A 17,755-nucleotide genomic window follows, 5' to 3' on the forward strand; every position below is an offset into this window, starting at 1 on the left:
AAAGGGGTATAACCGAGGTTATAGCAACGAGGGGAGAGGAGTGGTGAAACCGTGCGACACGTCACGAAAGGAGAAGAGGTATAACCTGGGTTATAACAATAACCGTGGTTATACCCTTTTGCGGCGCTGCTCTGGCAATCGGGGAAAAAACTACTGGCGGGCGAGTTTGAGCCGCTTGCTGAGGGCCGGCTGGGAGATGCCGAGCAGCCGGGCGGCGATGGTCTGATTCCCCTTGGAGCGGGTCATGGCCTCGACGACCAGCAGTTCGGCGGCTTCCGCAAAAGTGGGAAGACGGTCGAGACCGGCGAAAAGGCTCTTTTCAGGCGGCGGCACGTTCAACGCCTCGCCGCTGACAGGGCCGATGGCCCTGATAAAGGTATCCAGCGAAAGAACCCCTCCACGGTGGACACTCACCGCGTCGAAGATCATCGCCTTCAGTTCCCGGACATTGCCGGGAAACCGGTAGGTTGCGAGGAGCTGGAACAGTTCCCGCGGGGGGGTCGGTTTCTTCTTGCCAAGGGTTCGGGCGGCTTCCGCAAGGAAGTGCTCAACCAGCAGCGGGACGTCATCCATCCGCTCCCGCAGCGGCGGTACGTGAATCTGGTGGGTACGGAGCCGGTAGTAGAGGTCGCGCCGGAATCCCCCGGACGCTTCCCGCGCCGCCAGATCCCGGTGGGTGGCGACGATGATCCGGGCCTTGAGGCGCTTGGGCCGGTCGCTCCCCAGGGGGAAATACTCCCCTTCCTGCAGAAGGCGCAACAGCTTCACCTGGGAGGGAATACTGAGGTCTCCGATCTCGTCCAGGAACAGGGTGCCATGGGCGGCCTCCTCGATCATCCCCCTCCGGGTCTGGTCGGCACCGGTGTAGGCCCCCCGCACGTGTCCGAACAGGGCATCGGCGAAAACCGTATCGTCGAGACCGGCCACATTGATCGACACCAGGGGCCCGGAGCAACCGCTGAGACCGTGGGCGGCCCGGGCGATCAGTTCCTTCCCGACTCCGCTCTCGCCGCTGATCAGCAAGGGCTTGGGACTCGCGGCAACCGCCTCGATGTAGGAGAAGATGGCATGCATCGTCCGGTCGCCGGTCACGAGACTGGCGAACGCCTTCGGGTGCCGCAGCTGGCCGGAAACGAAGCGGTCGGTCATGGCCCGGTTCTCCCGTTCCAGCTCCAGCATCCGGAGGGCCCGGACGACCCCCGACACGAGGCGATCCTCTTCGACGGTCTTGACGAAGTAGTCGAAGGCCCCCAGCTTCATGCAGCGAACCGCGGTTTCCACCTGGTTCATGCCGCTCACCACGATGGTCGCGATCTCCGGACAACGCTCGCCGATCAGCGCCAGGAGATCCTCCCCGGCCAAGTGGGGCATGGTCAGGTCGAGGAGCACCAGCCCGATCCCCCCTTTGGCCAGAATATCCATCACGAGGCGGCCGTCCTGGCAGGTGACGGTATTGGTGATCCCCGCCCGGGCCAGGGTAAGGCTCACGGAACGGAGCCAGGCCGGCTCGTCGTCCACCAGCAAAACCCCCAAGGGGGGTGCGAGCAGTTCCGTCATGGGATCATATCCTCCTTGAGGGCAGCCAGGGTGAGGGTCACGGTGGTCCCCCTGCCGGGTGCTGAGTCGAAGGCGAGGCTCCCGCCATGCTCCTGGACGATGCCCGCCGAGATGGAGAGCCCCAGGCCGGTGCCGCCGCTTTCCCGCTTGGTGGTGAAGAACGGATCCGTGAGACGGGAGAGGTGCTCAGGGGGAATCCCCACCCCCTCGTCCCGGACGGTGAGCACCACGGTGCCGGTTGCGGGGTCATGGACCGTGGCCAGGGAGATGGCCCGGTCGGTACCCGGCAGCGCCTGGCAGGCGTTGATCAGGAGATTGACCACCACCTGCTCGATCCGCAGGGAATTACCCCGCACCAATGGCAACTCTTCACCGTAGTCGGCCGAGAAGTGGAAGGTCGCCTTGCGGAGTGAGGGTTCCACCAGCCGCACCGCCGCCTGCACCACAGCATTCAGGTCGAAGGGCTCCATGCGGTCAACCACATCCGACCGGGCGAAGTCCTTCAGGTCCTCGACGATCCGTTTGATTCGCGTGGCCCCGTCGGTCATCTCCTCCAGCATATGGGGAATCTCCTGGCGCATCCTCGAATAGGGGAGTCCCCCCAGCAGGAAATCCCCCTCATCCCGGTAGCGGGCCTCCAGAAGCTCCTCTGCGTCGAGGTAGACATCTCGGAGGATCGGCAGGTTCAGCAGGACGAGGCCGTTGGGATTGTTGATCTCATGGGCCACGCCGGAGACGAGGATGCCGAGGGAAGCCATCTTGTCGGCCTGTACCAGCCTTGCCTGGTGGAGGCGCAGTTCCTCCAGGGCCCGCTTGCGCTCCTCCACTTCCCGGGCCAGTTCCTCGGTGCGCTGGGCCACCCGCTGCTGCAGGGTCCGGGACCAGACCACGGTCGCCGCCAGAACTGTCAGCAGCGGCAGGAGCACCATGGCCCCATACTTCAGAAGCCGCTCCGTGGTGAACCTTGGCGGCTCGTACACCCCCAGCCACCGGTCATAGATCGCCTGGTACTGGCCGGTCTGCTTCAAAATGGCCAGCCCCTCGCTGAAGCGGGCCAGGAGTTCGGCATTCCCGTGCCTGACCCCATAGCAGTAGCGCTGAGCCGCAATGTTTTTCGCCACCGGCACCAGGTTGCTCAGGTGAAGCTCCCGGATCAGGTACATGCCGGGAAGCATGGCCACCACGGCGTAGTCGTGCCTCCCCGAAGCCAGCAGACGCAGGGCGTCGGCAGGGGTGTCGGTCAGGGTCAGGTTGGGGCCAAATCCCAGCGCGACGAGGGAATCGTGCATGATGCCGCCGCGGAAGACGATCACCTCCTTGCCCCGAAGCTCCTCCAGGGAGCCGACCGGCGGAGTGCCGCGACGAGCAAAGATGGCATGGTGAACGACGGTGTGGGGTGGGGAAAAGTCGATGCTCCTGGAGCGATCCTCCGAAAAGGAGATACCCTGGAGGATGTCGATGGTACCACCCGTGAGCCCCTTGCGCATCTCGGACCAGCCGCCGAAGCGGAATTCCACCTTCATCCCCATGACGTCGGCAATGGCACGGGTCAACTCCACGTTGTAGCCGGCCGGCTTTCCGTCCTTGTCAAGAAACTCGTAGGGGGGATAGTCCCGGTCCCCCCCCACCACTATGGGACGCTCCCCCGCTGCAAAGGCCGGCACCGTGAGCAGCCCAATAAGCAGGACGATCAGCGCGACTCCCGACGCACAAACCCCACCCCGGCCGGACCGAACGATCCCCATGACGAGATTCCTCACGAGAAGAAACCGTGACCGTTTACCCGGCTGTGAGGGAGGATGGAATCTCACCGTTACTCCAAAGTGCTACAGGTACTTTTCCCGCAGGGCGACCTTGTTGGTCTTGCCGACGCTGGTCTTGTCGATGGCCTCCACAAGGTGGACCCGGACAAGGACCACCTGCTTGCTGACGACCCCCTTGTCAGCATACTCCCGCACATGGTGGGCCAGCTCCTTTTCGGTCACCCGCCCCGCCTCGCCGGGCTTCGCGACCACCAGGGCCAGAGGGCGCTCCCCCCACTTCTCGTCGGGCTGGCCGATGACCGCCACCTCGGCCACGGCCGGGTGGTGGGCGATGATGTCTTCAAGCTCCAGGGAGGAAACCCACTCCCCCGCCACCTTGATGACATCCTTGGTCCGGTCGGTGATCCGCACGTATCCCAGCCCATCGCGGACCGCCACGTCGCCGGTGTGGAGGTATCCTCCCTCCCAGAGCCGCTCCGAGGCCTTGTGGTCCTTCAGGTACCCCTGGGTGAGCCAGGGGGTCCTGACCACGATCTCGCCGCTGCTCACGCCGTCCCGGGGCATCTCCCGCAGATCGGCACCCGCCACCCGCAGATCCACCAGAGGCAGGGCTTGGCCGGTCTTGCAGCGGATCGTCGCCTGCTCCTCCGGGGAAAGTTCCAGCATCTCCGGCGTGAGATGGGAAAAGGAGAGGATGGGGCAGGTCTCGGACATGCCATAGCCGGTGAAGACGTCGATGCCGCGCCGCAGCGCCTCCAGGCAGAGGGTCCGCGACATGGCCGCGCCGCCGATGATCACCTTCCACCCCGAGAGGTCAATCCGCTCAGCGTGGGGGTGCTTCAGGAGCATGTGGAGGATGGTGGGGACGCAGTGGGAAAAGGTCACCTTCTCCCGCTCGATGAGATCCAGGAGATGGTCCGGCACGTAACGCCCCGGATAGACCTGCTTCACCCCCAGCATGGTGGCCACATAGGGCATCCCCCAGGCGTGGACGTGAAACATGGGGGTTATGGGCAGGTAGACGTCGGTGCGGCGGAACGTCCCGTGCCCCACCGCCGTGCTCAGGGCCGTCATGACACCGAAGGTGTGGAGGACCAGCTGGCGGTGGCTGAAGTAGACCCCCTTGGGCATGCCGGTGGTGCCGGTGGTGTAGAAGGTTGTGGCCCGGGTGTTTTCGTCGAAATCGGGGAATGCGAATTCCGGCGATGCCGCGGCCAGGAGCGCCTCGTACTCGCCGAGGAAGGGGATGGCGGTTTCGGGCGACTTCGCCTCGTCGGTAAGGAGCACGTACCCCTGCACCGCGTCGAGGCGCCCCCGGATCTGCTCCAGGATCGGGAGAAATTCGCTGTTCACCAGGAGAAGGTCGTCCTCCGCATGGTCGATGGTGTAGAGGATCTGCTCCGGCGAGAGCCGGACGTTGATGGTATGGAGCACCGCGCCGATCATCGGCACGGCGAAGAAGAGTTCCAGGTAGCGGTGGCTGTCCCAGTCCATGACCGCCACGGTGTCGCCGGGCTTCACCCCCAGGCCGGTCAAGGCACTGGCCAGGCGCCGGACCCGCTCCCGCAGGGTGCGGTAGGTGCCGCGGTAGAAGTCGCGGTAGACGATCTCCTGGTCCGGGTTGTCCACCACGGGGCAGAAGAGGAGGTTCTTGATCAGCAGCGGATAGTCGTAGGCCGAGGGGGTGCGGGGAATGAGGGGATCGGACATAGAGGCTCCTGGGGCCGGACAGAAGGCCGGAAATAATAACAACCTGCCGGGTTATATCATGTTTTCGGGGTGGTTGGACGGATTTTCATCGTCGATTCGCGGCGACAATGCCAGAGAGGGGAACACCCGGAGCACCTCGCGCACCGCAGCCACCGAGAGGCTGTTGCCGATCAGGTGCCACTGCTTCCGGAGCGGGAGTTCGTCAGGGAAGCGGAATCCCTCCGGAAACGCCATGAGCCGCGCAATCTCTTCCGGGGAGAAGTGGCGCACGCCGCTTGCGCACTGCAGGTAAGAGCCGGCGGACGTGATGGACCTCCCGTACCCGGCGGTAAAGCAGGTGGCACAGGCTGAACCGTCGCCAGAATCAAGGATGGGGAGGGCTCCGCCGAAACGGGCAACAACGTCGGGAGAAAGGAGCAGTTCATCGGGTACGTCGCGGCCAAACCGCCGGTCGAGGTACCCGGCCAGCGGGCGCAGGGGGCGGGGGTTCGGGGCTACGAGCGGCCGCATTTCGTCGCGGGAGGCGGACAGGTAGTAGCGGGGCCGCCGCATGGGAATCCCCAACTCCGTGGGGCAGAGGAGCCGCTCCTGCACCTGGAAGCCGCGGGAAGCCAGAACCTCGGTGAGCCGGCCGTGGGCTTCGGAGCCCACGAAGCCGGCCACGTTCTCCAGGGCCAGATGGCGGGGGAGGAGATCGTCCGGTATCCGCCCCAGCAGTTCCAGGATATGAACCAGGCTCCGGGCGCGGGGGTCGGCCAGATCCCGGCACGCTCCCCGTTCGCAGTAAGGCTGGCAGGGGGGAGAGAGCCACCAGAGGTCGATCCCCCCGGCCGTCAGTTCCCAGGCGCTTACCCGTTCCAGATCCACCTGCCGGGCCCCGTGACCGGGGAAGTTGAGCCGGTAGGTGGCCAGGGCCGCCGGGTCCTGGTCGAAGGCGCCAACGACCCGCACGTTTCCCCCCTCCACCGCCGCGGCAAATCCGCCGATCCCGCAGAAGAGCTCCAGCGCCCGCAGGGGCACGGCTGTTGTCCCGTCAGTCACTGCTGGCCATCTATTCCCCAAACTCCCCTCCCCTTCCTTGACCTGCATCAATGCCGGTGGCTCCCGCCGGTGCTACCATTCAGCCGGACACGCACCCACGGACCGGAGGAGCACCATGACATCAAGCGAGATAATCGTTACGGCCACCATCTGGATTCTGACCGCCATCGGCGGGTTCTTCGCCCTGCGGGGCGCCCGGCGCCGCAGGCGAGAGGCTGCACGGTCGTCAAAGCATAATGAATGAAAGCCCGGGGGAGCGCAATCCCCTGAGCCCCAACCATATAAACTTCGCATTGCGTTCCCTTTGGCGAGCAGGTAAGCTCTCCGCGAAAGGAGAACCCATGAACCTGCTCTATGCCCTCGACCTTCTCGGGACCGCCGCCTTCGCCGCCTCAGGCGCCTGGGCCGGCATCCGCCGCGACATGGACCTCTTCGGCGTGCTCATGCTCGGCCTCGTCACCGCCACGGGGGGCGGAACCCTGCGCGACCTGTTCCTGGGGGACACCCCCCCCTTCATCTTCAAGGACGAGACCTACCTCTACCTCTCCATCGCCGTTTCCCTGGCGATATTTCTCTTTCACCGGCACCTGGAATTCCTCCATCACCCCCTCCTCTACTTCGATGCCGTGGGGCTCGGCACCTTCGTGGTCATCGGCACAGGGAAGGCCCTCGCCTTCAAGATGGGGTTCGTGGGCTCCGTGATGATGGGGGTGATGACCGCCACCGCCGGGGGGATGATCCGGGACGTCCTCTCCACCCATGTCCCGCTGGTGCTGCAGAAGGAGGTATACGCCTCGGCCTGCATCGCCGGCGCTGCCCTCCTCTTTCTCCTGGACAGAACCTCCTTCCCCCGCACCTGGTCGCTTCTCGCAGCCGCCATGACGGTCATCGTGGTGCGGCTCTTTGCCATCCGCTACAACTGGTCGCTTCCCCGGGCCGGTGGTGGCGGGCGGAGCACATGAGCATTGCAACACGATGAAGGAGCCGATGGAATTTACCGCTGGAGATAGAGAGCCAGGACGATCAGAAGCGGGAAGAGGTTGAGGCTGGAGAAGAGGGCAACGTCGGCTCGGGAGAGTGCAAGGAGGACCAAGAGGAGGGAAAAGGCGCAGAAACCGAGCGCTGCCCCGCCGCCTATGATGCCGAACAGCGGAAGCAGGAGCGTTCCTGCCGCGAACGCCCCGATCCAGACCCTGAAGACGGGTGAGCCGGCCGTAACGCCGGGAGCGAAGAGCGGGAGACCCGTCCGCCGGTAGTCTTCCGCGTGGCGGCACTGGAGGAGCCAGAAATGGGGAATCTGCCAGAGGTAGAGGAGCCCCGCCACGAGTACAATCCGGAAATCGACCAGATTACCGCCGGTGACGGCCCATCCCACAAGGGGTGGAACCGCCCCGCTCACGGCGCCGGCCAGAAGTGCGAAGGGAGTGCGGCGCTTGAGGGGGGTGTAGATCCCCAGGTACCAGGCCAGGGCACCGGCACCGAGGAGGGGGGGGAAAATCCCCCCGGCCCCGGCGAGCACAACGAGGCCGGCGACGATGCAGATGCCGCCGATGGCCGTTGCCGCCCGGGGAGAGAGCTCCCCCGTGGGGAGGGGGCGGTGCCGGGTCCGCTCCATGAGGAGATCCAGGTCCCGTTCCATCACCTGATTGAGGGCCGATCCCCCGGCGGCAAGAAGCGTCACCCCCGCCAGGGAGGCACCGATGAGTGACATCGCCGCTCCCTCGGGGGCGAGGAGGCACCCCGCCATCGCCGCGATGCCGTTCAGCAGCGCGAGACGGGGGCGAAGCAGCCGGCCAGTCCCTGCAATCACTTGAGCTCCTTAAAAAAGTCCACGATTTCCTCGATATCCTTGTCGGACAGGGCTGGATAGGGGGGCATGACCGACGGGTACCCCTTGACCACGTCGGCCGCGGGCTCCCGGATGGAGCGTTTCACGTAGGCCTCGTCCACGGTGATGGTCCGTTCCACGCCGCCGGTCACCACCGTCACGTTCCGCCCCCAGATCCCCTTGAAAGTGGGCCCCACCTTTCGCGACCCGTCCAGGGAATGGCAGCCGAGGCAGCCGTTCTTCTCAAGGAGTTCCCTTCCCTCTCCTTGTTTCTCCTCTCCCTCCACATGCGAAAGCCACGACTGGAACTCCGCCTCGGGAACCGCCTCCACCGTCGAGACCATGGCGGAATGGCCGAGGCCGCAATAGACAGAACAGAAAAGATCAGAGGATCCGGGCTTGTCCGCCACGAACCAGACATGGTTCTTCATTCCCGGGACCACGTCGCGCTTGACCCGGAACGCGGGAACATAGAAGCCGTGGATCACGTCCTCGGATACGAGGTGCACCAGCACCGGCTTTCCGACCGGGACGTAGAGCTTCGGGCTGGTCTTGCCGTTAGCATAGGCGAAGCTCCAGGACCACATGCGGGCCGTGGCCGTCACCTCCAGGGCATCCTTCGGCACGTTGCGGAGCGTCAGGTAGCCGGCCCACCCGTAGTAGAACATCCCCATGACGATGATGGTGGGGAGGGCAGTCCAGACAATCTCGAGCCAGATGTTGCTCGCCACCTGGGAGGTGGGCTCCGGTGCCCGGGAGCGGCGGTAGCGGATGACGAATCCCACCATGGTGGCGGTGATCCCCATAAGGAGCACCAAGCTGATCCCGAAGATCAGCATGAAGATCGGGTCCACCGCGCGGGTTGTGGTGTAGAGGTTCGGGTCCACGACAGGTCCTTATCGGTAGAGAACGTCGAAAAAGGTAAGGCCGATGAATATCGCCAGGGTAAGGAGGGCCACAAACAGCAGCCAGCGCAGGAGCCTCCCCTCGTAGCGCATGTGCATGAAGAAGGCGATAACCAGCCCCCCCTTGGCGGCGGCAATGGCGAGGGAGCCCCACACGTGGCCTATTCCCGGGGCGTTGAGGGCCACCCAGACCGTGAGCGCGGTGAGGGCCAGAAGTGCGATCCAGACCGCCGTCAGTGTCCCGTAGCCGATGATGTGGCTCCCTGTGCGTTCAGATGCCATGTTCGCTTCCTTGAACTTCCCCCTACAAAACCAGGTAATAGAGGGGGAAGATGAAGATCCAGACCAGGTCCACCAGGTGCCAGTAGAGGGCGCCGTTCTCCAGCCACGCGAAATCCCCGGCGTGGATCGTCCCCCGCCCGACCCGCGCCGCCACCACCGTCAGCAGCGTGCCGCCGATCAGGACATGGAGGCCGTGGAGCCCGACGGTCAGGTAATAGAGGCTGTAGAAGACCGATTCCCCTGGAGGCCCCGCCGCCAGCCGGGGCGAGCCGGGATAGATGCCGCGGCCGATCTCTGCGCTCCACTCCAGGTATTTGTTGAAGAGGAAAACGGCACCGCAGAGAACCGTCCCCCCCAGCAAATACACGACCTGCCTACGTCCGTTCCGCTGGATGGCGGTGACCGCCATGGCCGCCATCAGACTGCTCGTGATGAGAATCACCGTATTGGCCGTCCCGAACCCCAGATGCATCTCCCGCCCCGCCGCGGCAAACTCCCGGGGGTAGCGGGCCAGGTAGGTCCCGTAGAGGAGAAACAGCCCCCCGAACAGGAGCAGTTCGGTGAAGAGGAAGAGCCACATCCCGAGCTTGGCGCCGGCGTGGTCTTTGCGGGTCGGATGGCTCATGGGATGCCGGCTCCCCTGAAATCATAGGGGCCGTGGCTGACCACCGGCTCCTCCTCGAAATTCTCCGTGGGAGGGGGCGTCGGGATACTCCACTCCAGGGTCGCCCCTCCCCACGGGTTGCTCCCGACCCGCTCTCCGCTCCTCAGCCCCCGGAACAGGTTCACCAGGAGCAGCACGAGGCCGGCGGCCAGAATCCAGCTCCCGATGGTGGAGAGCAGATTGAGGGGGGCGAATTCGGGGAGGTAGTCGTAGTAACGCCGCGGCATCCCCTCCAACCCCAGCACGATCATGGAGAAGTAGAGGATGTTGAAGCCGACGAACATGAGCGCCCAAGCGATAATTGCCGGCTTTTCGGCATAGCGGCGGCCATAGAACTTGGGGAGCCAGTAGTGCATGGCGGCGAAGAAGGCGAATCCCGAGCCGCCGAAGATGACATAGTGGAAATGCCCCACCACGAACTGGGTGTCGTGGACATGGATGTCGGTGGCCGCCGCCCCCTGGATCAGCCCGGTCAACCCACCGATGGAGAAGAGGAGGATGAAGGAGAGGGAAAAGAGCATGGGGGCCTCCAGGGAGATGGATCCCCGGTAGAGGGTGGAGACCCAGTTGAAGACCTTGATGGCCGACGGAATGGCGACCACGAAGGTGAGGAAGGAGAAGACCAGGATCGCCGTATCGCTCATGCCGCTGGTGAACATGTGGTGCCCCCAGACGAGGGAGCCGGCAGCGGCGATGGCAAGGCTGGAAAAGGCGATCATCTTGTAGCCGAAGATCGGTTTTCTGGCGAAGACCGGGATAATGTCCGAGATCACCCCCATGGCCGGCAGGATCATGATGTAGACCGCGGGGTGTGAATAGATCCAGAACAGGTGCTGGTACATGAGGGGGTCGCCCCCCCGGGACGGGTCGAAGAGGCCGGTTCCCAGGAGCCGCTCGGCGATGATAAGCACCAGGGTGATGCCGAGGATGGGGGTCGCCAGGATCTGCACCCAGGCAGTGGCGTAGAGGGACCAGACAAAGAGCGGCAGCCGCCCCCAGGTCATCCCCTCGGCCCGGAGGCGGTGGATGGTGGTGACGAAGTTGACGCCGGTAGCGATGGACGAGAAGCCGACGATGAAGACGCCGAATACCGCCAGGGAGACGTTGGTCCCTGTCCGGCTGCTGAAGGGGAGGTAGAAGGTCCAGCCGGTGTCGGGGGGGCCGCCGCCGGTGAAGAGCGACGTGAGGATGATCGCCGCGCCGCCCATGTAGAGCCACCATGAAAAGAGGTTCAGGCGGGGAAAGGCCACGTCACGGGCGCCGATCTGGATCGGCATGATGAGGTTGCCGAAGGAGCCCTGGAAGCCGGGGATGATGAAGAGAAAAACCATCACCACCCCGTGGACGGTGAAGAGGGCGTTGTAGGTCTGGGGCCCCATGATGGTCCGGCCCGGCGCCATCAGCTCGATGCGGAGCAAGAGGCCGAGCACCACGCCCACGAGGAAAAAGCCGAACACCGAAAAGAAGTAGAGGAGACCGATCCGCTTGTGATCGGTGGAGAAGAGCCAGGCGGTGATGCCGCTCCTGCCGGTGTCGTTCCAGAAGCTGGCGGCGGGGGGCGGGGTCTGGTCAGTGGGCTTCATGGCGACCTCGGAGAGACACCGGGCGTTTTTTCCCGGTCAGGAACAGGAAGGCGAGAAAGGCCCCGGTGCTTATGATGACGATTGTGGCGCTCACCCGCAGCAGGTTGAAGACATAGGTCTTCGACGTCGGGTCGAAGGTGAAGCAGTATCCCACCACCTGGCGGATCGTCGCCCCCACCTTCCCGCTCCTTGCCTCCAGCAGCGCCAGGGAAAGGTCCTTGGGGAGAAAGGTCGTCCCGTAGAGGTAGCGGACGATGGTTCCGTCCCGGGCAACGATGATGCTCGCCACCGGGTGGATGAAATCCCTTCCCCGGCGCGCGAACCGGAAGCCGGCCCCATCGGTCAGCCGGCGGATGTTCTTCGCGTCGCCGGTCAGGAAACGCCACCCGTTCTCCGGAAAAGTGGCGTTCATGGAGGCCAGGTACATCCGCTTGTACTTGGCGGCCAGTTCCGGCGTTTCGGTTTCGTCGAAGCTGACCGAGATAACCCGGTACTCCTCCCCCGGTTTCTGCCTGACATCCTTCAGGACGCTGGCCAATCCCCCCTGGAGAAAATTGCAGACATTGGTGCAGCTGTAGTAGACGGGAAGGATGATCGTGGGAACGGTCACCAGGTCGGCCAGGCGGACCGGCGAACCGGTTTCGTCCCGGAACGTGAGGTCGAGGGGAATCTTCTCCCCCAGCCGTTCGGTGAGGCCGAACTTCGCCGTATCAACCGCTCCGGCATCCGTGCCAAAGGGGCCGTGCTCGTGGAGTTGCTCCTCCGTGTGGGCCGTCGCAGCACCGGGAAGAAGTGCGAACGCCACCAGCAAGAGAGGGATGAAGGATCGAAAGCCGGTCCGTCGTAGACCGGGTAGCCATGCCATGGGCCACCACCTTGTGACCGTGATGTCGTGCCCCTATACCTTACCGCCCTTCGTCCGGTTCGCAACCTTCACGGCAGCGGTGCTGTACAAAAAACGAAAACGGCGGCCAGGGGCCGCCGTTCGGGGAAGATGCTGCAGATTCCGGCGCGGGGAACGCCGGGCATCCTCAGACCAGGTCGAAATTGTTCTGGTAGGCCATGAGGGTGTTGATCATGAGGGCGGCAACCGTCATCCGGCCGACGCCGCCCGGGACCGGGGTGATCCAGGAGCACTTCTTCTGCACGTTCTCGAAGTCCACATCCCCCACGATCTTGCCGTCCTCCAGCCGGTTGATCCCCACGTCGATGACGACCACCCCCTCCTTCACCATGTCCTCGGTGACGAAGCCGGGAATGCCGACGGCCACGATGACGATGTCGGCCCGGCGCGTCTCGTCCAGCAGCAGTTCCCGAGGGGTCTCGATGTGGGTCAGGGTCACGGTGGCGTTGCCGATGTCGAAGTCGTTGGAGAGCATGATGGAAATGGGTTTGCCCACGATGTTCGACCGGCCGATGACCACGCAGTGCTTCCCCCAGACCGGGATCTCGTAGAACTGGAGGAGCTTGCAGATGCCATAGGCGGTGGCCGGGCGGAACGCCTTCTGCCCCAGGGTCATGCGGCCGAAGTTCGTGGGGTGGAACCCGTCGATGTCCTTCTCGGGGGCAATGGCGTTGATGATGTGCTGCTGGTTGATGTGCCGGGGGAGGGGGAGCTGCACGATGAGGCCGTCGGTGGTCTGGTCGGCGTTGATCTCGGCGATCTTCTCCAGGAGCTCCGCCTCCCTGATGGTATCCGGGAACCTGAGGAGCGTCCCCTCGAACCCGGCCTTCTCGCACGACTTGATCTTGGATTTCACGTAGGACTCGCTGGGGGCGTGCTCCCCCACGAGAATCACCGTCATATGGGGCTTCCGGAGGCCCGACTCCTCATACCCCGCCACCTTCCTGGCGATGTCGGCAACCAGGCTCTCGGCGCACTTTTTTCCGTCCAGCAGTTTCATGGCAGCTCTCACTCCTTTACAATGACCGTCTCCCGATTTTTCGTATACAAATCAGGAAGTTCAATGCTCATATCTTTTTAGCACAGAATACGCGGCGCCACAACCGGCGACACGGCAAAGGGATTGTTCAGGGAAGCTCCAGGGGGGGCTCCGCCAGGGCCGCAACCTGCTCCCGCAGCTCGATGATCTGGTCGTTCCAGTAGCGGGGGGTGTTGAACCAGGGGAAGGTGGCGGGAAAGATGGGGTCTTCCCAGCGGCGGGCGAGCCAGGCGCTGTAGTGGAGAACCCGCAGGGCCCGCAGGGGTTCGATCAGCCGCAGCTCCCGGGGATCGAAATCATTGAACTCCAAGTACCCCTCCAACAGCGAATCCAGCTGGGCGAGCTTTCGCGGGCGGTCACCGGAGAGCATCATCCAGAGGTCCTGCACGGCCGGGGCCATGCGGGCGTCGTCGAAATCGACGAAGTGGGGGGCATCGTCGCGCCAGAGGATGTTCCCGGCATGGCAGTCGCCGTGGGTCCGCAGGAACCGGACCGGCCCAGCTTCAGCCAGGATTGCGTCAACCGCCTCCAGGAGCATGCGGGTCACTGCCGTGTAGCTCTCCTGCAGTTCGGGTGGGATGAAGCGGTCGCGGATAAGGACCACGCTTTCGTGGCCGAAGCTCTGGCTGTCGAGGGTAGGACGGTGCGCGAAGGAGCGTACGGCGCCGATGCGGTGCATTCGCCCCAGCATCCGCCCGAGGACCAGGAGGTTGTCCAGATTATCGAACTCCGGCGCCCGTCCCCCCTGGCGGGGGTAGAGGGCGAAGCGGAAGCCGCCATGGTGGAAAAGGCTCTGGCCGGTGCCGTTGCGCCAGGGAGCCACCACGGGAAGCTCGTGGGTCGCCAGCTCCGTGCAGAAATCGTGCTCCTCCACGATCTGCTCATCGGTCCAGCGGCCGGGGCGGTAGAACTTGGCAATGAGCGGCTCCCCATCCTCAATCCCAACCTGGTAGACGCGGTTTTCGTAGCTGTTCAGGGCCAGGGTGCGGCAGTCGCAGGCAAACCCCTGGTTCTCCACGGCGTCCATGATGAAGGCGGGAGTAAGGGTGCTGAAGGGGTGAGTGCGATGGGGCATGGGCCTGTCACTTCCTGAACATGGTTATGGATGGAACCACGGGCACCATACCACCATTCGCCCACGGAACCAAGGGATTCACCCGCCGGCAATAAACGGGGCGTGGTTGGAGGTGAACAGAGGTGGGTCGCGGCGGAGGATTTCCGCCACAACGGGATGGCGGGTGAACTCCCGGCTCAGGAAGCGCCGGACCTCCCTGCGGCCCCATCCGCGGGGATGGCGGAAGCCAGTGTAGAGGGAAAGGTCCCCTTCGTAGAACGGGTCGGTCCCGTGGTCGGCGGCTTCATCCCCGAACGCCGGCATGTTGAAGACCGCCAGGTTGAGGAAGGTTATGGCCTCCCGGTGGCGGACCACAAACTCCAGGGTTCGCCGGGCATCCTCCTCCGTCTCGGCCGGGGTGCCGAAGAGGAGGTAGCCGTAGACGGCGATTCCCGCCACCCTTAGGTTCTCCAGCACCCGGCCGGCGGTCCCCACATCGATTCCCTTGTGGAGCCGGTCCAGAACCCCCTGGTCCCCCGACTCAAGCCCCAGCTTGAGCATGACGCACCCCGAACGCTTCAGGGCGTGGCAGAAATCACGATCGGTCAGGTTGTCGTCGATGCGGGCGAAACCATACCACGGCGCGCCGGGCGGGGTGTCCGCAAGGGCGTGCAGGAGGGTGGGACTGACGGCGTTATCCAACAGATGGATCAAGGCCGGCCGGTGCCGGTCGACAAGGGTCCGCAACTCGGCAAGGGCCTGGGAGGCGGGAATGGGACGGTACGGGTTCCCCTCGGCCCGTTCGGGGCAGAAGGAGCAGCGGTTCCACCAGCAGCCGCTGGCGGCGCTGTAGGGAAGGACAAGCCCGGGGGAGAGGTAGTCGGCAAGGGGAAGGAGATCATAGGCCGGCAACGCCGGCTGCTGGGGCCCCGCGGCACCGAGGAGGGCCAGGAGCGGCTCTTCCCCCGGCCCGGCCACCAGGTGGTCCACAACGCCGCCAAAGTGGTTGCGCCAGCCGGGACGCTGCACCCACGAGGTCACAAGTCCCCCACCGAGCACCACCGTGAGCCCCGGAAACCGTTGCCGGATGAAGCCGATGATGGCAAAAGTGGTGACCGCCTGGCTCAGGTAGTTGAGGGAAAGCCCCACGACCCGGACGCCGTCGAGCAGTTCGGGGAGACGCCTGCTGAACCAGGTAAAAAATGGGTTACGCTCCGGCTCCGCCGCCGCCCGGAGGAGGTCGGCGCTGGACACCGGCGAGAAGCCGGCCTGCTCATAGTCCGCAAGCCCCACCGTGGCCCCCATCTCTTTCCCGGCGACGGCCAGGAGGCGGTTCAGGTCTTTGACTGCCCTCACGTAGCGGTCGGGAGAGCGGTAGGTTTGTGGCTCTCGCAGCGTGGCAAGGTGGGCGGCCCTCCCCTTCGCAGCCCGGCGGGTCCAGGTGTCTGACGCTGCCGCCGGCTGTTCCATGAGCCAGAGGAGCCCCTCCAGGTTTGCGTCGAACACGCGACACGGGAGGTCATGAGCCCGGAGCGCCCCGGCGAGACGGGCGACGCCGGCGGGGGGCTCACCGACTTTGGCAACGGGAGGATGGATAAGGAGCATGGCTCCATTATGGGGGAAACGGAAGCGAGAGGCAAGGCTGCCGCCGAGGGCCGCTACCCCCCTGCCAGCCAGTGGGCCAAGTTGCGGGCCAGGCGGCTGTTGCTGTCATCCAGGTACCGGTTCTGGAAGATGGCGTCGTCGCCGAAGATGAGGATGCGGCCGGAGCCGATGCTCCCTTCCGCAACCACCGTGAAGCGATCCACCGCATCAGCGGCTGACAGCTTCCGGTTCCCGTCCAGGTCGACCCAGGCTTCGGCGCTGGTCCGGGCAAGGGGAGTGAGGCCGTTCAAGGCCCAGCCGCCGTAGAGGCTGAACTGCTCCACCCCGCTAAAGAGGGGATGGGTCGCCAGGTCCCGAATCCGGAAGGTGATATCGTTTTCGGCAATGACGTTCTGGCGCTCATGAATGACGCTGTTGGAAAAGTCGCCACCTACCCGGTGGATGAGTCCGGCCAGGGGTTGACCGACGTGGAGCATGAGGGCCACCCGCCCTCCGCGCTCCAGGAAACGGACCACCGCATCCACCTCCTCCGGCGCCAGGGGTTCAAAGGGACCGGAGATCACCAGCGCCGCAGCCTTGGCAAGTGACTCGTCGGTGAGGCGCTCCCGGCTTGTCGCCACCTGGAGCCCCTCTTCACCAAGGATGGCTGCCAAGCGGGAAAGGTGAAGCTCACCCTCCTGCTCGACGGCAAAACGCTGGCCGTGACCCTGGTCAACCAGCACCAGGGGCCCGGCCCCCCAGGAGACGACTACAACGGAAAAAAGCATGAACATCGCGCCGAACGACACCATTGCTCTCTTGACTGATTGTGACATGGACATCCCCCCAAACAAGACTTTGTTGGTCTTATTTGTACCATTTACAATCATCCCATGACAATCATTATTTGCAGAAGCAGCAGGAGGTATTATCCCTGCGGGTTCTGGACCATCACCAGCTGGGCCGGCATGGGCGCAGGGAACCCCGCTGCGGCCAGGGCCTCGCGTATGGTGCGGTTGCCGTCAAAATAGACCTGCCAGTAGTGGTCGTTGTGGCAGTAAGGGCGCACGGCCAGCACCGGCCCCACGAGGGTGAACTCGAGAATCTCCACATCCACCGGCGGCGTTGCCAGCACGTTGGGGACCGCCGCCAGCTTCTCCCGCAAGAGCTTCATGGCCTCCACGTGATCGGCGCTCCCGGCCAGTTGGCATTTCAACTCCACCCTGCGGTATTCGTTGGTGGTGAAGTTCTGGATGGTGTCGTTGAAGATCTTGGCATTACCCACCATGGTCATGACATTGTCCGGGGTGTTGATGGCAGTCACGAAGAGACCGATCTCCCTGACGGTGCCGGTGATGCCGCCAGCGGTGACGAAATCACCTACCTTGAAGGGACGGAGCACGAGGAGGAACGCTCCCGCAGCCAGGTTGGAGAGGAGCCCTCCCCAGGCGGCGCCAACGGCGATGCCGACACCGGCAACCAAGGCGGCGAAGGTGGTGGTCTGCACGCCGAAGTACCCGAGGATGGCAACTACCAGCACGATGTTCAGGGTGACCCCAACGAAGTTGCCGATGTACCGCATCAGGCTCGGGTCCACCTTCTGCCTTTCAAGGACCTGCTGAAGCATCCGCTGCACCAGGTGGATGAGCCAGCGACCCACGACCCAGAAAATAATGGCGGCGATGATCTTGATCCCGATTTCAGTGGCGTAGGTGATAACCATCTGCTGATACTGTCCCATGTTTTCCATGTCGTCCCTCCTCGGTGTGATCTTTCATGATGGGGAGCGGTGGACGCCTCCGGCTACACCCCGTCATGAGCCCATGTCAATAAAGTCTACC

Annotated in this window: 17 protein-coding genes; 2 read left to right on the top strand and 15 right to left on the bottom strand. The window is 64.3% G+C overall.

Features of this window, described 5'->3' with window-relative positions; all coding sequences use genetic code 11:
* Window positions 1-150: 150 nt before the first annotated feature.
* The 4 genes from KI811_RS16855 to KI811_RS16870 all read right to left on the bottom strand — a co-directional run bounded on the left by KI811_RS16855 (window position 151) and on the right by KI811_RS16870 (window position 6,092).
* Window positions 151-1,557, bottom strand: a complete 1,407-nt coding sequence (locus tag KI811_RS16855) for a sigma-54-dependent transcriptional regulator (protein ID WP_214187635.1) — start codon at window positions 1,555-1,557, stop codon at window positions 151-153.
* Window positions 1,554-3,302: a transporter substrate-binding domain-containing protein gene (locus tag KI811_RS16860; RefSeq protein ID WP_214187636.1), complete on the bottom strand. Its 1,749-nt coding sequence runs from the start codon at window positions 3,300-3,302 to the stop codon at window positions 1,554-1,556. The genes KI811_RS16855 and KI811_RS16860 overlap by 4 nt, the downstream gene beginning before the upstream one ends.
* Before the next feature lie 81 nt (window positions 3,303-3,383).
* Window positions 3,384-5,030 carry a fatty acid--CoA ligase gene (locus KI811_RS16865; protein WP_214187637.1) on the bottom strand — a complete coding sequence of 549 codons (1,647 nt, stop codon included), beginning with the start codon at window positions 5,028-5,030 and terminating at the stop codon, window positions 3,384-3,386.
* 51 nt (window positions 5,031-5,081) lie between these two features.
* A complete protein-coding gene (locus KI811_RS16870; protein ID WP_246551836.1) occupies window positions 5,082-6,092 on the bottom strand; it encodes a DNA cytosine methyltransferase in 1,011 nt (336 codons plus the stop codon).
* Between the two features lie 94 nt (window positions 6,093-6,186).
* Between KI811_RS16870 and KI811_RS18830 the strand changes: the two genes are divergently transcribed.
* Window positions 6,187-6,315, top strand: coding sequence for a hypothetical protein (locus KI811_RS18830; RefSeq protein ID WP_281415256.1), 129 nt, complete (start codon window positions 6,187-6,189; stop codon window positions 6,313-6,315).
* A gap of 97 nt (window positions 6,316-6,412) precedes the next feature.
* The gene (locus tag KI811_RS16875; protein ID WP_214187638.1) at window positions 6,413-7,033 is read left to right on the top strand and encodes a trimeric intracellular cation channel family protein; all 621 of its coding nucleotides are present in this window, start codon (window positions 6,413-6,415) and stop codon (window positions 7,031-7,033) included.
* A 32-nt stretch (window positions 7,034-7,065) separates the two neighbouring features.
* Here KI811_RS16875 and KI811_RS16880 read toward each other — a convergent pair whose 3' ends face one another.
* The 11 genes from KI811_RS16880 to KI811_RS16930 form a co-directional block, all read right to left on the bottom strand.
* Window positions 7,066-7,881, bottom strand: a complete 816-nt coding sequence (locus KI811_RS16880; RefSeq protein WP_214187639.1) for a protoheme IX farnesyltransferase — start codon at window positions 7,879-7,881, stop codon at window positions 7,066-7,068.
* Complete coding sequence (gene coxB, locus KI811_RS18935) at window positions 7,878-8,786, bottom strand: cytochrome c oxidase subunit II (protein ID WP_214187640.1); 909 nt, start codon at window positions 8,784-8,786, stop codon at window positions 7,878-7,880. The genes KI811_RS16880 and coxB overlap by 4 nt, the downstream gene beginning before the upstream one ends.
* 9 nt (window positions 8,787-8,795) lie before the next feature.
* Complete coding sequence (locus tag KI811_RS16890; RefSeq protein WP_214187641.1) at window positions 8,796-9,086, bottom strand: cytochrome C oxidase subunit IV family protein; 291 nt, start codon at window positions 9,084-9,086, stop codon at window positions 8,796-8,798.
* Between the two features lie 22 nt (window positions 9,087-9,108).
* Window positions 9,109-9,711 (bottom strand): cytochrome c oxidase subunit 3, encoded by a 603-nt coding sequence (locus tag KI811_RS16895; protein ID WP_214187642.1) that lies wholly within the window; start codon window positions 9,709-9,711, stop codon window positions 9,109-9,111.
* Window positions 9,708-11,333, bottom strand: a complete 1,626-nt coding sequence (gene ctaD / locus KI811_RS16900) for a cytochrome c oxidase subunit I (protein ID WP_214187643.1) — start codon at window positions 11,331-11,333, stop codon at window positions 9,708-9,710. Before ctaD ends, KI811_RS16895 begins: the two co-directional genes overlap by 4 nt.
* Window positions 11,320-12,198 carry an SCO family protein gene (locus tag KI811_RS16905; protein ID WP_214187644.1) on the bottom strand — a complete coding sequence of 293 codons (879 nt, stop codon included), beginning with the start codon at window positions 12,196-12,198 and terminating at the stop codon, window positions 11,320-11,322. Before KI811_RS16905 ends, ctaD begins: the two co-directional genes overlap by 14 nt.
* Window positions 12,199-12,364: 166 nt before the next feature.
* Complete coding sequence (locus KI811_RS16910; protein ID WP_214187645.1) at window positions 12,365-13,237, bottom strand: bifunctional 5,10-methylenetetrahydrofolate dehydrogenase/5,10-methenyltetrahydrofolate cyclohydrolase; 873 nt, start codon at window positions 13,235-13,237, stop codon at window positions 12,365-12,367.
* 127 nt (window positions 13,238-13,364) lie between these two features.
* On the bottom strand, window positions 13,365-14,351 hold the full coding sequence (locus KI811_RS16915) for a serine/threonine protein kinase (protein WP_214187646.1): 987 nt from the start codon (window positions 14,349-14,351) through the stop codon (window positions 13,365-13,367).
* A gap of 78 nt (window positions 14,352-14,429) precedes the next feature.
* Window positions 14,430-15,935 (bottom strand): B12-binding domain-containing radical SAM protein, encoded by a 1,506-nt coding sequence (locus KI811_RS16920; RefSeq protein WP_214187647.1) that lies wholly within the window; start codon window positions 15,933-15,935, stop codon window positions 14,430-14,432.
* 53 nt (window positions 15,936-15,988) lie between these two features.
* Entirely contained in the window at window positions 15,989-16,750 is a 762-nt protein-coding gene (locus KI811_RS16925) for a DUF4350 domain-containing protein (RefSeq protein WP_214187648.1), read from the bottom strand.
* Window positions 16,751-16,842: 92 nt separating this feature from the next.
* Window positions 16,843-17,664, bottom strand: coding sequence for a mechanosensitive ion channel family protein (locus KI811_RS16930; RefSeq protein WP_214187649.1), 822 nt, complete (start codon window positions 17,662-17,664; stop codon window positions 16,843-16,845).
* Window positions 17,665-17,755: the final 91 nt, after the last annotated feature.

Origin of the sequence: Geobacter hydrogenophilus (genome assembly GCF_018501225.1) — a bacterium.
Taxonomy (GTDB): domain Bacteria; phylum Desulfobacterota; class Desulfuromonadia; order Geobacterales; family Geobacteraceae; genus Geobacter; species Geobacter hydrogenophilus.

What these genes read in the sequence shown, in the direction of transcription:
- KI811_RS16855 (WP_214187635.1), bottom strand. Translation starts at nt 1,557, where the DNA reads ATGACGGAACTGCTCGCACCCCCCTTGGGGGTTTTGCTGGTGGACGAC.
- KI811_RS16860 (WP_214187636.1), bottom strand. Translation starts at nt 3,302, where the DNA reads ATGGGGATCGTTCGGTCCGGCCGGGGTGGGGTTTGTGCGTCGGGAGTC.
- KI811_RS16865 (WP_214187637.1), bottom strand. Translation starts at nt 5,030, where the DNA reads ATGTCCGATCCCCTCATTCCCCGCACCCCCTCGGCCTACGACTATCCG.
- KI811_RS18830 (WP_281415256.1), top strand. Translation starts at nt 6,187, where the DNA reads ATGACATCAAGCGAGATAATCGTTACGGCCACCATCTGGATTCTGACC.
- KI811_RS16875 (WP_214187638.1), top strand. Translation starts at nt 6,413, where the DNA reads ATGAACCTGCTCTATGCCCTCGACCTTCTCGGGACCGCCGCCTTCGCC.
- KI811_RS16890 (WP_214187641.1), bottom strand. Translation starts at nt 9,086, where the DNA reads ATGGCATCTGAACGCACAGGGAGCCACATCATCGGCTACGGGACACTG.
- KI811_RS16895 (WP_214187642.1), bottom strand. Translation starts at nt 9,711, where the DNA reads ATGAGCCATCCGACCCGCAAAGACCACGCCGGCGCCAAGCTCGGGATG.
- ctaD (WP_214187643.1), bottom strand. Translation starts at nt 11,333, where the DNA reads ATGAAGCCCACTGACCAGACCCCGCCCCCCGCCGCCAGCTTCTGGAAC.
- KI811_RS16905 (WP_214187644.1), bottom strand. Translation starts at nt 12,198, where the DNA reads ATGGCATGGCTACCCGGTCTACGACGGACCGGCTTTCGATCCTTCATC.
- KI811_RS16910 (WP_214187645.1), bottom strand. Translation starts at nt 13,237, where the DNA reads ATGAAACTGCTGGACGGAAAAAAGTGCGCCGAGAGCCTGGTTGCCGAC.
- KI811_RS16915 (WP_214187646.1), bottom strand. Translation starts at nt 14,351, where the DNA reads ATGCCCCATCGCACTCACCCCTTCAGCACCCTTACTCCCGCCTTCATC.
- KI811_RS16920 (WP_214187647.1), bottom strand. Translation starts at nt 15,935, where the DNA reads ATGCTCCTTATCCATCCTCCCGTTGCCAAAGTCGGTGAGCCCCCCGCC.
- KI811_RS16925 (WP_214187648.1), bottom strand. Translation starts at nt 16,750, where the DNA reads ATGTCACAATCAGTCAAGAGAGCAATGGTGTCGTTCGGCGCGATGTTC.
- KI811_RS16930 (WP_214187649.1), bottom strand. Translation starts at nt 17,664, where the DNA reads ATGGAAAACATGGGACAGTATCAGCAGATGGTTATCACCTACGCCACT.